The organism is Pantoea ananatis LMG 2665 (assembly GCF_000710035.2).
GTDB lineage: Bacteria > Pseudomonadota > Gammaproteobacteria > Enterobacterales > Enterobacteriaceae > Pantoea > Pantoea ananatis.
This window is the reverse complement of the sequence record NZ_JMJJ01000006.1, coordinates 486873-500877: the sequence shown is the minus strand read 5'-3', so window position 1 is coordinate 500877 and position 14005 is coordinate 486873. Positions and strand designations below refer to the sequence as shown.

Below are 14005 nucleotides of genomic sequence, written 5' to 3'. Positions count from 1 at the left end.
CTCCTCCGGGCATGTTGAATATAAAATGAAACGCGATTTTATTATTGGCTACGCCCATGCATATCCTTCTGTCGAGTCCGTGTTCACCCGTCGAAATGGGGTTTTTGCCTGCGCAACGCGGTGCTGTTTGCTCTGGGGACGTTCTTACCCCGCGATCAAAAGCGGATACGCGCTGTATCGAATCGCCCAGACGATATTGCCTCGAAAGTAGTTTTTGCCGGTTATCGTTTTTTGTTAGCGGGGCTGATATTGTTTCTTTTTGCCCTGGTGCAGCGCAAACCGGTTTACCGTTTATCCCCCCGCCAGTTTAGTCAGCTTGCCCTGTTGGGTAGCATGCAAACCGCCCTTCAATACACGTTTTTCTAAATCGGGCTCGCGTTTACCACAGGGGTAAAAGGGTCGATCATGAACGCCACGGACACATTTTTTAGCATCATGCTGGCGCATTTTATCTATCAAAATGACAGGCTCAGTGACAACAAATCGCCTGGCTGCCTTCTGGGTTTTAGCGGCGTGATGCTGGTCAACCTCGAAAGTAGACTGAGTGATTTTCAGTTTGTCTGGCAGGGTAACGGCTTCGTGGTGCTGGCCGCGTTTCTCCTCTCTGCCGCCACGCGATAGGGAAAACGCATTTCTCACACTATCGATCCGAGGGTGATGACCGGCTGGCAGTTGGCTCTGGGCAGGGGCGTCATGGTAATGGGCGGTGGCCTGGCGAGTGAGACGCTGCAGATCAACAGTATCGGTGCTGGGGCGGTGTTGGGTTATCTGACGCTGATCTCGTCAGTGACCTTTGCCTTGTGGAGCGTGCTGCTGAAATATAACCGCGTCAGCATGATTGCGCCGTTTAACGTCGTGATGCCTGTAGCAGGCACGGTGCTCTTCGCCGTTTTCCAGGGTGAAGATATGTTGGGCATCAAGTATCTGCTTGCCCTGCTGCTGGTCTGTTCGGGGATCGTGCTGGTCAATAAAATCAAAAAGCGGGATAACGGACAGCCGGTGACGTGAGCCACCGGTTATCGCTTATTCTACCCGTAAAAAGCTGCCGTCCGGCTGGCGGGTAAACAGCACCGGGCCGTTCGCGCCATCCAGCGTTAAACCTGTCACGACGCCTTTTGCATCCCGACGGATTTTCACCTGCTGGCCCTCTTTTAATGTGCTGAGCGGCTGATCGTTACCTTCGACGCGCGCCATCGCAAAGACGTCATTCACCGGAAGATTATTGTCGCGGAACAGCTGCGCGAGCGTCTGCCCGGACGCAATCTGGTAGCTATGCCAGTCACCCTGAGAATCGGCCTTTGCCTCTGGCTGAGACGCGGATTGAGCCGGTTTGTTATTGTAGATGTCCGCCTGCATCGGCACCTCTTTTTCTGCCGAAGGCGTCACAGGCCGTTCTACCGGATACTGTGGCGTGCTGGACGGCCAGAGAAAGGCCAGCAGCAGGATGAGTAAAGCGAGCACGATCCCACGACGGTGGAAAGCCGGCAGCGGGTCCATCCAGCGGATATCGTCTGTGAAATGCCAGATTCGATAAAGCCAGTGAGGCAGGCGAGACGAGACGTTTGAAGGCATATCAGGTTCCTCCGCTCCGGCACCTTGCGGCCGCGTTCGTTGCGGCAGCCAGGCCTGTAACCGGGTTAAAATACGCAGTGCGTGCGTCCTGCGGCGACGAGGGGCAATCTGGCCCATATTTTCTCTCTTTCTTATAGTGCCACTGACAAGGAAAAACTTGTCACTTATACAGTATGGGCAATGTGGACGCGAAGTGCCTGCCAGCATTGATAAATTTGACCTGCGTATTGTTTCTCTTTCGCCAGCAAAAGTCATCTGCGGCGCTGTGGATTTTACGCCAGCGGCCTGCGCTGCTATGCTGCCCGTCTTACTATATCCGAGAGTGAAAGGAACGAAGATGACTACCCCTTCTTTCGACAGCGTCGAAGCACAAGCAAGTTACGGTATTGGTTTACAGGTTGGCCAGCAGCTGCTGGAGTCTGGTCTGCAGGGGCTGCAGCCAGAAGCACTGCTCGCGGGCCTGCGCGACGCGCTGGAAGGGAACTCACCCGCGGTGCCTGTTGATGTGGTCCATCGCGCGCTGCGTGAAGTCCATGAGCGTGCGGAAAGCGTGCGTCGTGAGCGCGTGGAAGCGATGGCCGCAGAAGGCCAGGCTTTCCTGCAGGACCATGCCCAGCGCGAAGGCGTCAGCAGCACCGAGTCAGGTTTACAGTTCAGCGTGATGACGCAGGGGGAAGGTCCGATTCCATCGCGCCAGGACCGCGTACGCGTGCATTACACCGGTAAACTGATCGACGGCACCGTCTTTGACAGCTCAGTCGCTCGCGGCGAACCGGCTGAATTCCCGGTTACCGGCGTGATTGCGGGCTGGATCGAAGCGCTGACGCTGATGCCGGTGGGTTCCAAATGGGAACTGGTTATTCCACACAACCTCGCTTACGGCGAGCGCGGTGCGGGTGCGTCCATCCCGCCATTCAGCACCCTGATTTTTGAAGTTGAGCTGCTGGAAATCCTGTAAGGATAAAAGGGCGGCGCGATGCCGCCCTTAGCCCTCTTACTGCTGTAAATTTACCTGCCAGAGAGCAAATCCCGTCTCGTCATTCCCTGTTGCCTTCATTGGATACTGCGCATGCTGTTGAATAAAGTGCGTGGCTTTATCACCGGGCGCGGTTTCAAAGCGAATATCAAGAGGCTGTGCAGCCTTGATCGTCGCCAGCCGCCAGTTATTGTCAGCCTGAGGGCGCACTTCCCCCTGCTTTTTGGTTTCTGCGCTGATATAGGCCGCCAGGATTGAGCGGTTTTCATCCGGTGAGGCAAAAGCAATGTACTTGTCGCCCGTACCCGCGAATTTACCGCTGTAGGCCCGGTAGTTATTGGTCGCCACCAGGAAGGTTGCTTTAGGATCGATGGGTTGCCCCTGCCAGCGAAGATCCTTAACACGTGAGGCATCAGGATGAATCAGTTGGCACTCTTCGTCATAACGGGCCGGCTGTGTCACATCAATCTGGTAACTCACACCGTCGATCACGTCGAAGTTATAGGTGCGGAAATTCCAGTTAATTAACGATTGCGTACGGGTGCTGGTCGGATCGATCTGATTAAACTGGCCTGCGGAGCATTCCAGCCACTCTTTTACCTGCTCGCCGCTCACTTTCATCACCACCAGCGTATTGGGATAGAGATAAAGATCCGCCGCATTTCGGAACGTCAGGTCACCTTTCTCCACTTCCACGTAGCTGGCAGGATCGTTCTTACGTCCACCGGCTTTAAACGGCGCAGCGGCCGACAGCACCGGCAGCGTCGCCAGATCGGGATCGCCCTGAATAAAATGCTCCACGTAGGCGCGCTGAGCGTTATTCACAATCTGAACGGTGGGATCGTCCTGAACCAGCGACAGGTAGCTGTACATCACGTCGGCGGATTTTCCGATGGGCTGAGCGACAAACTCGCGGGTGGCATGGTGATCGTCTTTCAGGACGTTAACCAGTGCCGGATCTTCTGCGGCCAGCGATGTCTTGTTTGCGGTGTCATAGACAGGGCGCGCCTGTGCGGTGCCTTGAGTAACGTGCCAGCGGCCACCTGCGTTGCTCAGCGCCAGATCCACCACGCCCAGATGATCGCCCCACATGCCCGGCATCACCGCAGGAATACCGTTAAGGGTTCCTTTCTCAATATCCGCACCTTTAATCCGTGCAAACTCCTTGCCTGGGAAAACGGCGTGCGCATGGCCAAACATAATGGCATCAATGCCTGCGACCTCGCTGAGGTAATAAACAGAATTTTCAGCCATGGCCTGATAAGGTTCGCTACTCAGACCGGAGTGGGCAAGGGCAATAACGACATCCGCGCCTTTAGCGCGCATCTCTGGGACATAGCGACGTGCGGTTTCTGTGATGTCATCCACCCGCACCTTGTCGTGCAGGTTGGCTTTATCCCACACCATAATTTGCGGCGGGACAAAGCCGATATAGCCCACCTGCAGGGTATGTGTTTTACCCTCACGATCGGTCACGCGGGTCGGTTTAATCAGGTAGGGCGTAAACAGAGGCTTACCGCTTTTCAGATCGATAACGTTCGCATTCACATAGGGGAAGCGCGCGCCAGCCAGCGCTTTTTGCAGGTACGGCAGGCCGTAGTTAAACTCATGGTTGCCCAACGTACCGACGCTGTAATCAAGCGTATTCATGGCTTTATAGACAGGATGGATGTCGCCCTGTTTGAGCCCTTTTGCGGCCATATAGTCGCCCAGCGGGCTGCCCTGAATAAGATCGCCATTGTCTACCAAAACGCTGTTGGTGGCTTCCTGACGCGCCGCATGGATTAACGAGGCGGTGCGCACCAGACCATATTTTTCCGTGGGCGTATCTTTGTAGTAGTCGAAGTCCATTATATTGCTGTGCAGATCGGTCGTTTCCAGCACGCGTAAATCCACGGTGGCTCCCTGTGCTGCAACTGAAACGCTCAACGCCAGTAACATCATTCCCGCCTTAAACATGCTCGCTCCCAAAGCTAATAGATCAAGGCTACAAAAATAATGTAAAACTCTGATGAAAGGGCAGATTAAATCGTGATGAAGATAACGTTTTGAGTCAGCCGCACGCTGGGGTCGGGCGAAACGCGTTGCAGGCTCTGTAAAAGGATATCGTTGCCATTTTTTTCTATTATGTTGATATACCTGAAAAATGATTCAGAATGTTTGCCTGAAATCAGAGATGAACGTGAAGCTGCTAGACTGTATTCCAACGGGTATGACAGTTAACGCGTAGCATTCTCATACATGAGGTGGAAAATGTTAGAGCAAATAAGCCAACTGGCGCGTGAAGCAGGCGACGCGATTATGCAGGTCTACAACGGTTCCGTTCCGACAGACGTTTCTCACAAAGCGGATGATTCTCCTGTCACGGCGGCAGACCTGGCCGCTCATGATGTGATTGTGTCGGGCTTAAAACAGCTGACACCGGATATTCCGGTGCTGTCAGAGGAAGATCCGCCCGGCTGGGAGGTTCGCCAGCACTGGCAACGTTACTGGCTGGTTGACCCGCTGGATGGCACCAAAGAATTTATCAAACGTAACGGCGAATTTACCGTGAATATTGCGCTGATTGAGCAGGGCAAACCGGTAATGGGCGTGGTTTATGCTCCCGCGCTGGGCGTGATGTATTCCGCCGCAGAGGGCAAAGCCTGGAAAGAAGAGAACGGCGAGCGACAACAGATTCATGTGCTTGATGCGCGTCCACCGTTAGTGGTGGTGAGCCGTTCGCACAACGACGACGACGAGATGAAAGAGTACCTCAAGCAACTGGGGGAACATCAGACGGTGGCAACCGGGTCATCACTGAAGTTTTGCCTGGTGGCAGAAGGGAAAGCACAGCTCTATCCGCGCTTTGGGCCAACCAATATTTGGGATACCGGAGCGGGTCATGCCGTTGCCGCGGCCGCGGGTGCTCACGTTCACGACTGGCAGGGAAGAACACTGGACTATGCACCGCGTGAATCTTTTCTTAATCCCGGCTTTCGCGTCTCGCTGTTTTAACCCAGTGCGGGAGGCGCAGCCCTCCCGCTTTCCGCCTTCAGTCCTGCAACAGCGATTTTAATAAGCTCATCACCTGCTGCACCTCCTGCTGAGAGAGCGCCCCGTCTTTAACGTATTTAACCTGACCCGTTTTATCCAGTACCACAATAGCCGAGCCGCCCTGCTGTAATTGCCAGGCGTGCTGCACATTGCCATTGCTGTCGACGATAAACTGCGACCAGGGATACTGCTGCTTATTACTGTGAATACTGCTGCGTACGAACATGCTGGTGCCAGGAATGGCATCATCGGTATTAACAATGGTGGTGGTCTGATAGCGGTCGTGAGGCAATTTCGCTGCCTTGATAGCTTCAACCAGCGCCGCGTTCATCTCTTTCGCGGATGAGCGCCCGGCAATATGCTGTACTACGCGGACTTTTCCGCTCAGCTGAGCGCTGTTCCAGTTTTTATAACTGAATTTTTCCTGCTGTAAAATCAGCTCGCCTTTGTCGTTGACGCCCACTGCTGGCACACGTTTGCCCAGCTCAATGTTATGCGCCAGCGCGCTAACGGGAATCAACAACGATAAAGCCAGTGCTGCCAGTGTTGCACGCATCATCATTCTCTCCAGTGATCAGACCAGTTAGTCATTCCACTGTCATATTAAGTAGGGATGATGCGGCTGTCTCAAAAAGCTGTCAGCTTTGCTATCGACAACACAATTCTTTAACCAATGAAGGTTTATACTGAATAGTGAAAAGTAAATAACAGAGTATTCTGTAATGTTGTGTCAGAACGGTAAAAAAATTTATTTCTTATCGTGCGAAGCAAACAGAGTGTTCTATAGTTTATCTCGAATTCGCGCTTCATGGATCCGTACCGAATTTGGCAACGGTGAAGCGTGCTTAAAAATTAAGGAGTTAATCACTATGAAAATCTTCCAGCGCTATAATCCACTACAGATAGCAAAATATGTTAAGACGCTGTTTAAAGGAAGGTTGTACATCAAGGATGTTGGCGCATTCGAGTTTGATAAAGGTAAAGTCCTGATCCCACGGGTCAAAGACAAACAGCACCTGAGCGTGATGTCAGAAATTAACCGCCAGGTCGTTCGTCTCAAGCTAGAGTTCAACTAAATAACAGGGCGCCGTTGGCGCCCTTAGTGTTTCTACTCTTCGGTTTTTGCCACATTCAGCATCGGCGGGCGTTCATCAATCCGCGTCACAAGTAGCTGGTCAATTCGGTAGCTGTCGATATCCACAACTTCGAACTTGTAACCGGCAAACTTCACAAAGTCTGTGCGCTTCGGGATTTTGCGCAGCATATACATCATAAAGCCGCCAATGGTTTCGTAGTTACCTGACTGCGGAAAATCATCGATATCCAGCACGCGCATGACATCATCTATCGGCGTACCGCCTTCCACCAGCCAGGAGTTTTCGTCACGTGCGACGATTTGCTCTTCCATGCCCTGGCCCACCAGGTCGCCCATCAGCGTGGTCATGACGTCGTTAAGCGTAATGATGCCCACCACCAGCGCGTACTCGTTCATGATGACCGCAAAATCGTCACCCGCCGTCTTAAAGCTTTCCAGCGCCTCAGATAACGTCAGCGTATCGGGCACAATAAGCGCCGATCGGATCTGAACCCCGCTGTTCAGCGCCATGCTCTGATTTCCCAGCACGCGCAGCAGGAGCTCTTTAGAGTCGACATAGCCCACAATGTGGTCAATATCGCCATTACAGACCAGGAATTTAGAGTGAGGATGTTGAGCGATTTTGGTTTTCAGGCTGACTTCATCTTCGTGCAGATCGAACCAGACAATGTTTTCGCGTGAGGTCATGGAGGAAGGGACGGTACGCGACTCCAGTTCAAACACGTTCTCAATGAGTTCGTGCTCCTGCTTACGCAGCACACCGGCCAGCGCACCGGCTTCGACAACCGCATAAATATCGTCAGAGGTAATATCGTCTTTACGCACCATCGGCAGTTTAAAAATGCGAAAGAAGACGTTGGCCAGACCGTTGAACAGCCACACCAGCGGGCGCATCACCAGCAAGCAGAAGCGCATGGGATTGATAATGCGCAGGGCGATGGTTTCGGGCGCGATCATACCGACGCGTTTCGGGGTCAGGTCGGCAAACAGAATAAACAGGCTGGTCACGATGGTAAACGAGCAGATAAAGCTAAGCTGTTCGGCAAGTTCATGCGACATAAAGCGGTTAAACAGGCTGGAAAACGCGGGCGAAAACGCCGCATCACCGACGATACCACCGAGGATCGCCACGGCATTCAGGCCGATTTGCACCACGGTAAAGAACATGCCGGGGGTTTCCTGCATTTTCAAAACGCGCTGAGCGTTGATGTTGCCTTCGTCGGCCAGAAGTTTCAGCTTAATCTTGCGGGCGGCGGCCAGCGAGATTTCCGAAAGAGAGAAAAAAGCACTGATTACGATCAGTAGCAGAATGACAAGTAAGCTATCAAGCATATGAGATCCAAAGAGTTATTCACTTGTCATTTTTGGCCTGGGCAGCGTGCGGTTTAGGCGGTCATTCCCTGTGCTGGTGACGCAAGGGGAGCTATCCGTGCCAAAAATGTCTGCGCCCATTTAACACAATGCGTGAGCGTCGGGGCAGAAATGAAGACAGGCGGGATGCCTGTGGTGGGTGATTATAGCAGCAGCGACGATGCCGCCGCCAGAGGGCAATCGGTGGCGTCCTGTGAGGCTATCGGGCAGTCTGTCATCAACCGCCCGGTCAGGCGTACAAACGGCAATGGCGCCTGCGACGTAACAACATCGTTGTAACGTAAGTGGGTTTTGCCGACAATAATGCTCAATTTGACTTATAACTCGTTGTACACTGCCAGTTAGCAAAAAGTGCGGCTATGATGAGTGAGTTGCCGTCGCGATCGTATCGGTAACGAGGATTAACACGCGCCCTGTGGAATGGGGCAGGCATGACAGACAGGAGTACAGGTGCCACGATTTTATGTTTATTGCATGGCGGGTTTGCTACTCGTCGCGCCCGCCTTCGGGGCAGCGCCGGTTCGACTACAGCTGGAAGGGCTAACCGGAGAACTGCAAAAAAACGTCAGGGCACGCCTGTCGACTATTGGCAGCGATGAAGTCACCAACGATGGCCGCTTTCGCTCCCGGGTATCCGCGGCAATAAAAGAGGGGCTGCGTGCGCTTGGCTATTATGAGCCGGATATCGACTTCGTATCGCGGCCCGCGCCACCTCAGGGCGGCCGTCCGGTGTTAATCGCCCGCGTCACGCCCGGTCAGCCGGTAAAAATTGCGGGCAGTACGATTATCGTCACCGGCCAGGCTAAAAACGATGCGGACTATAAAAACTGGATCGCGCAGGGGCGCCCCAAAGTCGGAACGGTGCTGAATCACGGGCAGTACGACAAATTCAAAAGCGGCTTCACTAACCTTGCCCTCCGTAACGGCTATTTCGACGGTGAGTTTGAGAAAAGCGAGCTGGGCGTTTCCGTTGCGCGCCACGAAGCCTTTTGGGATCTCGATTACAACAGCGGCCCGCGCTATCGTTTTGGCAATGTCAGCTTTGAAGGTTCGCAGATTCGCGAAGCCTATTTGCAAAATTTAGTCCCTTTTAAAGAGGGCGATTACTACAGCTCGCGCGATCTGGCTGAGCTTAACCGCCGTCTTTCTGCGACCGGCTGGTTCCAGTCAGTTGTGGTTGCGCCTGAGTTTAAGCAGGGACGTAAAACCAAAGTCCTGCCTTTGAATGCGGTGGTATCGCCCCGCGCTAAAAACACCATCGAAGCCGGTGTCGGTTATTCAACCGATGTCGGACCGCGCCTGAAAGGAACGTGGAGAAAGCCCTGGGTTAACGATCGCGGTCACAGCATGGTCGCCAGTGCCTATATCTCTGCCCCCGAGCAGCAGGTCGATCTCAGTTATAAAGTCCCCTTGCTGAAAAGCCCCCTGGAGCAGTACTACACGTTCTCGGGCGGCCTGAAGCGCACCGACCTCAACGATACCAAGGCGGACACCAGTACGCTGGCGGTATCACGTAACTGGGACAGCAGCAGCGGCTGGCAAAGAGCCCTTAATCTGCGCTGGAGCCTGGACCACTTTACACAGGGTAACGTCACTAACACCACGATGCTGCTCTATCCCGGCGTCAGTCTCAACCGCACCCGTTCGCGCGGGGGCTTAATGCCCACCTGGGGCGACTCGCAGCGTTATTCCGCCGATGTGTCCGATACCACCTGGGGATCGGATGTCGATTTCTTGATCCTGCAGGCGCAAAACGTCTGGATCCGCACACTGGGCGAAAAGAACCGCTTTATCGCGCGCGGCACGGTGGGATGGATTGAAACCAACGACTTCGACAGGGTGCCGCCGGACCTGCGTTTCTTCGCCGGCGGGGATCGCAGCATTCGCGGTTATAAATACAAAAACGTTTCGCCCCGTGACAGTGACGGCAAACTGACCGGGGCCTCGAAAATGGCCACCGGTTCGCTGGAATATCAATACAACGTCAGCGGCAAATGGTGGGGTGCGGTGTTTATTGACTCCGGTGAGGCCGTTAATGACATCAGTCAAAGCAATATCAAAACCGGTGCCGGTATCGGCGTACGCTGGGCATCACCCGTGGGGCCCATTAAGTTTGATATTGCCCGCCCTATTGGCGACAGCGAGGAGCATGGTGTGCAATTTTACGTAGGATTGGGGCCTGAATTATGACGCGCTGGAAAAAGGTCCTGATTGGCTTTTTGATTTTTTTAGTGCTGCTGTTTGCCGGCCTGGCATTTTTGATTGGTACAACGCCGGGATTATATCTGGTGCTGAAGGGCGCTACGCGCTGGGTGCCGGGGCTATCCATCAACAAAGTGGACGGTGGCTGGCGTAATCTTACCCTCAGTGGATTGCGCTATGAGATGCCTGGCGTCAGCGTGAACGCGGGCAATATCCATCTGGCCGTGGATCTTAACTGCCTGCTGCACTCGTCTGTTTGTGTGAACGATCTTACGCTGAAGGATATCAGCGTGGTGGTCGACAGCAAAAAGATGACGCCCTCCACCGCGCCGCCGGAAGAAGAAAGCGGCAAGACAAACCTCAGCACGCCCTATCCGATCGCCCTGCGCCACGTGGGCCTGCACAATATAAACGTGAAAGTGGATGATACCGCTATTTCGCTGGTGGATTTTACCACCGGCCTGCAGTGGCAGGATCGTGCGCTGACGCTCAATCCCACCCATATTCAAAGCCTGCTGATTGCGCTGCCGAAAGCGGCGCAGGTGGCAAAAGAGCAGGTGGTGCAGCCCAAAATACAGCAGCCGAAGCCCGACGAGAAGCCGCTGGGCGAAACCTTACAGGCGATGTTTGCCAAACCGCTGTTGCCTGAACTGCCCGACTTTCAGCTTCCGCTGGACATTGATGTACAGGACATTGTGGGCGAGCAGTTGCGGATTACTGGGGATACCGATATTACGGTAAGCCGATTGCAGGTGAAGGCAAAAACCCTCGACCGGCATATGCAGTTGCAAACGCTGGCGGTGGATTCAAACCTGGGCAAGCTGAACGGCAGCGGTCAGGCGACGCTGGCCGACAACTGGCCCGTTGATTTGACGCTAAACGGTGACGTGAACGTTGATCCGGTGAAAGGCGAAAAGCTAAATCTGACAGTAAAAGGTGCGATGCGCGACGAGTTGAAACTGGCGCTAACGCTTTCAGGCCCGGTGCGCGCGCAGCTCGATGCCAGCGCCCAGCCCGCCGTTATTGGGCTTCCGCTGGCGCTCAACCTGACCAGTCCGCAGTTACGCTGGCCCCTGACCGGGCCGGTTCAGTATCAGGCCGACGATCTTCACTACCAGTTCAACGGCAAGGCGACTGACTATGTCATGTCGCTCCGTACGTCGGTCAAAGGGGAGTCGGTGCCGCCTGCGACGGTCGCCCTGGAGGGGAAAGGCAACGTTCAGCAGTTCAGTCTGGATAAGCTGCGTGTGGCGGTGTTGCAGGGCAACGTTGATCTGACAGCGCTGGTGGACTGGAGCAAAGCGATCAGCTGGCGCAGTGAGTTGACGCTGGACGGCATCAATACCGCACGCCAGTATCCTGACTGGCCGGCAAAGCTGAACGGCAACATTACCACGCGCGGCAGCCTGTATGGCGGCAGCTGGCAGGTCAGCGTACCGCAACTGATGCTAAAAGGTAACGTTAAGCAGAATGCGGTCAGCGCAGAGGGGACCTTAAGGGGCAACAGCTACAACCAATGGGATATCCCCGGCATCAAAATAGCGCTGGGACGCAATCACCTGGAGATAAAAGGCAGTCTGGCAGATAGCCTGAACCTGGATGCCAACGTTGATGCGCCCCGTCTTGATAATGCACTTCCGGGCCTGGGCGGCGTGGTGAAAGGGGATATCAAAGCACGCGGTACGCTGAAAGCGCCACAGTTGCTGGCCGATCTTACCGCCACGGGGTTACGCTGGCAGCAACTGCTTGTCCGCCGCATCACCCTGAAAAGCGACGTGCGCTCCAGCGATCAGATCGCCGGTAAACTTCAATTGCGGGTTGAACAGCTAAAACAGGATGCACTCAACATCAGCCTGCTGACGCTCAATGCCGAGGGTGATGAAAAGCAGCACCAGCTCAAACTCAACGTACAGGGTGAGCCGGTATCAGGACAGCTTGCGCTCAACGGCAGCTTTGACCGTCAGACAGAGACGTGGAAAGGCAGCCTTAATAACACGCGTTTTGACACGCCGGTGGGTGAATGGCGCCTGACGCGTGCGATGACCATTGACTATTTTAATCAGAAACAGAGCGCGACGATCGGCCCCCACTGCTGGCAAAACCCCAATGCACAGCTTTGTGTGCCAGAGCCCATTGAAGCCGGCCCCAGTGGTCATGCTCACGTGGTGTTAAACCGCTTCGATCTGGCAATGTTGAAACCCTTCCTGACCGATCAAACGCAGCTGAGCGGCGTGTTCAGCGGCGATGCCCGCGTCAACTGGACGGCGGAGGGTAAACTGCCCGTCGGCACGCTGGCGCTGAAGAGTAACAACGTGAAAGTCGCGCAGGATGTGCAGGGCAATACGCTGCCCATCGCCTTTAACACGATTAACGTTAATGCGGCACTGCGGGACGGACGGGCTCAGCTCGACTGGCTGATTCGCATCGTGAATAACGGTCAGCTGGACGGCAATGTGCAGATTACCGATCCGCAGCAGCGCCGTACGCTGGGCGGCAACGTGAATATCCGCAACATCTCGCTGGCAATGATCAACCCGGCGTTGATGCAGGGCGAAAGCATCAAAGGCAATCTGAACAGTAATCTGCGTCTGGGAGGAACGGCACAGCAGCCGCAGATTTTTGGTCAACTCGGCCTCAAAGATGTGAACGTAAAAGGCAACTTCATGCCGGTGGATCTGACCAGTGCCAGCCTGAATATGGTGTTTAACGGCATGAGTTCGACGCTGAATGGCCTGCTCCAGACCGCACAGGGCAACATTAACCTGAGTGGCGATGCGGACTGGAGTCAGTTGGATAACTGGCGTGCGCGCGTTGCCGCTAAAGGCAGTCGGGTTCGCGTCACCGTGCCGCCCATGGTGCGCATGGACGTTTCCCCGGATGTGGTCTTTGAGGCTACGCCAGCCGCCTTTAACCTTGACGGCCGGGTTGATATCCCATGGGCGCGCATCACGGTACAAGAGGTGCCAGAGAGCGCCGTGGGCGTCTCCTCTGACGAGGTGATGCTGGATAAGAACCTCAAACCGATTGAGCCTAAAACCGCCTCAATACCGATTAACAGTAACCTGACCATTCACGTCGGAAACGACGTACGTCTGTCGGCCTTTGGACTAAAAGCCCGGCTCAATGGCGATCTGAAAATGGTGCAGGATAAATCCGGACTGGGGCTTAATGGACAGATCAACATTCCATCCGGCCGTTTCCATGCCTATGGCCAGGACTTGATCGTACGCAAAGGTGAACTGCAGTTTGCAGGCCCGCCAGACCAGCCTTATCTCAACCTGGAGGCGATTCGTAATCCGGATGCAACAGAGGATGGCGTAACCGCAGGATTGCGCGTCACGGGGCTGGCAGACGAGCCAAAAGTAGAAGTGTTCTCCGATCCGGCGATGTCACAGCAGGAAGCCCTTTCATACCTGTTACGGGGTCAGGGACTGAAAAGCGACGGTGACGGTAACGCACTAACTTCGGCGTTAGTCGGCTTAGGGGTTGCACAAAGTGGGCAGGTTGTGGGTAAAATCGGCGAGACGTTCGGTGTAAGTAACCTTGCTCTCGACACCACCGGCGTTGGCGACAGTCAACAGGTGCAGGTCAGCGGCTATGTACTGCCGGGTCTACAAGTAAAATACGGAGTGGGCATTTTTGATTCACTGGCAACGTTAACCTTGCGTTACCGCCTGATGCCCAAACTCTATTTGGAAGCCGTGTCCGGTGTGGATCAGGCTCTTGATTTGCTTTATCAGTTTGAGTTTTAG

The 14005-nt window shown here is 54.5% G+C and carries 10 protein-coding genes and 1 pseudogene; 6 read left to right on the top strand and 5 right to left on the bottom strand.

Annotated elements, in window-relative coordinates; all coding sequences use genetic code 11:
• The first annotated feature begins 25 nt into the window (after nucleotides 1-25).
• A pseudogene (locus EL29_RS15845) lies at nucleotides 26-1008 on the top strand (EamA family transporter).
• Nucleotides 1009-1023: 15 nt separating this feature from the next.
• Here EL29_RS15845 and EL29_RS15840 read toward each other — a convergent pair.
• A complete protein-coding gene (locus EL29_RS15840; RefSeq protein ID WP_024471140.1) occupies nucleotides 1024-1689 on the bottom strand; it encodes a LysM-like peptidoglycan-binding domain-containing protein in 666 nt (221 codons plus the stop codon).
• 220 nt (nucleotides 1690-1909) lie between these two features.
• Between EL29_RS15840 and fklB the strand changes: the two genes are divergently transcribed.
• Nucleotides 1910-2530 carry an FKBP-type peptidyl-prolyl cis-trans isomerase gene (gene fklB, locus EL29_RS15835; protein WP_014604905.1) on the top strand — a complete coding sequence of 207 codons (621 nt, stop codon included), beginning with the start codon at nucleotides 1910-1912 and terminating at the stop codon, nucleotides 2528-2530.
• Nucleotides 2531-2566: 36 nt separating this feature from the next.
• Here fklB and EL29_RS15830 read toward each other — a convergent pair whose 3' ends face one another.
• On the bottom strand, nucleotides 2567-4507 hold the full coding sequence (locus EL29_RS15830) for a bifunctional 2',3'-cyclic-nucleotide 2'-phosphodiesterase/3'-nucleotidase (RefSeq protein ID WP_028715850.1): 1941 nt from the start codon (nucleotides 4505-4507) through the stop codon (nucleotides 2567-2569).
• Nucleotides 4508-4801: 294 nt separating this feature from the next.
• On the opposite strand from EL29_RS15830, the gene cysQ reads away from it, so the two are divergent.
• On the top strand, nucleotides 4802-5545 hold the full coding sequence (gene cysQ / locus EL29_RS15825) for a 3'(2'),5'-bisphosphate nucleotidase CysQ (RefSeq protein ID WP_014604907.1): 744 nt from the start codon (nucleotides 4802-4804) through the stop codon (nucleotides 5543-5545).
• Nucleotides 5546-5582: 37 nt separating this feature from the next.
• On the opposite strand, the gene EL29_RS15820 is transcribed toward cysQ, so the two are convergent.
• Nucleotides 5583-6140 carry a YtfJ family protein gene (locus EL29_RS15820; protein WP_024471139.1) on the bottom strand — a complete coding sequence of 186 codons (558 nt, stop codon included), beginning with the start codon at nucleotides 6138-6140 and terminating at the stop codon, nucleotides 5583-5585.
• A 313-nt stretch (nucleotides 6141-6453) separates the two neighbouring features.
• Between EL29_RS15820 and ytfK the strand changes: the two genes are divergently transcribed.
• The gene (gene ytfK, locus EL29_RS15815) at nucleotides 6454-6660 is read left to right on the top strand and encodes a stringent response modulator YtfK (protein WP_003855513.1); all 207 of its coding nucleotides are present in this window, start codon (nucleotides 6454-6456) and stop codon (nucleotides 6658-6660) included.
• Nucleotides 6661-6692: 32 nt separating this feature from the next.
• On the opposite strand, the gene paeA is transcribed toward ytfK, so the two are convergent.
• Entirely contained in the window at nucleotides 6693-8012 is a 1320-nt protein-coding gene (gene paeA / locus EL29_RS15810) for a polyamine export protein PaeA (RefSeq protein WP_013027381.1), read from the bottom strand.
• Nucleotides 8013-8194: 182 nt separating this feature from the next.
• A complete protein-coding gene (locus EL29_RS15805) occupies nucleotides 8195-8362 on the bottom strand; it encodes a hypothetical protein (protein WP_155270047.1) in 168 nt (55 codons plus the stop codon).
• A 163-nt stretch (nucleotides 8363-8525) separates the two neighbouring features.
• On the opposite strand from EL29_RS15805, the gene tamA reads away from it, so the two are divergent.
• Both tamA and tamB read left to right on the top strand, forming a co-directional pair.
• Nucleotides 8526-10241 (top strand): autotransporter assembly complex protein TamA, encoded by a 1716-nt coding sequence (tamA, locus tag EL29_RS15800; RefSeq protein WP_176019129.1) that lies wholly within the window; start codon nucleotides 8526-8528, stop codon nucleotides 10239-10241.
• Entirely contained in the window at nucleotides 10238-14005 is a 3768-nt protein-coding gene (gene tamB, locus EL29_RS15795) for an autotransporter assembly complex protein TamB (protein WP_028715848.1), read from the top strand. The genes tamA and tamB overlap by 4 nt, the downstream gene beginning before the upstream one ends.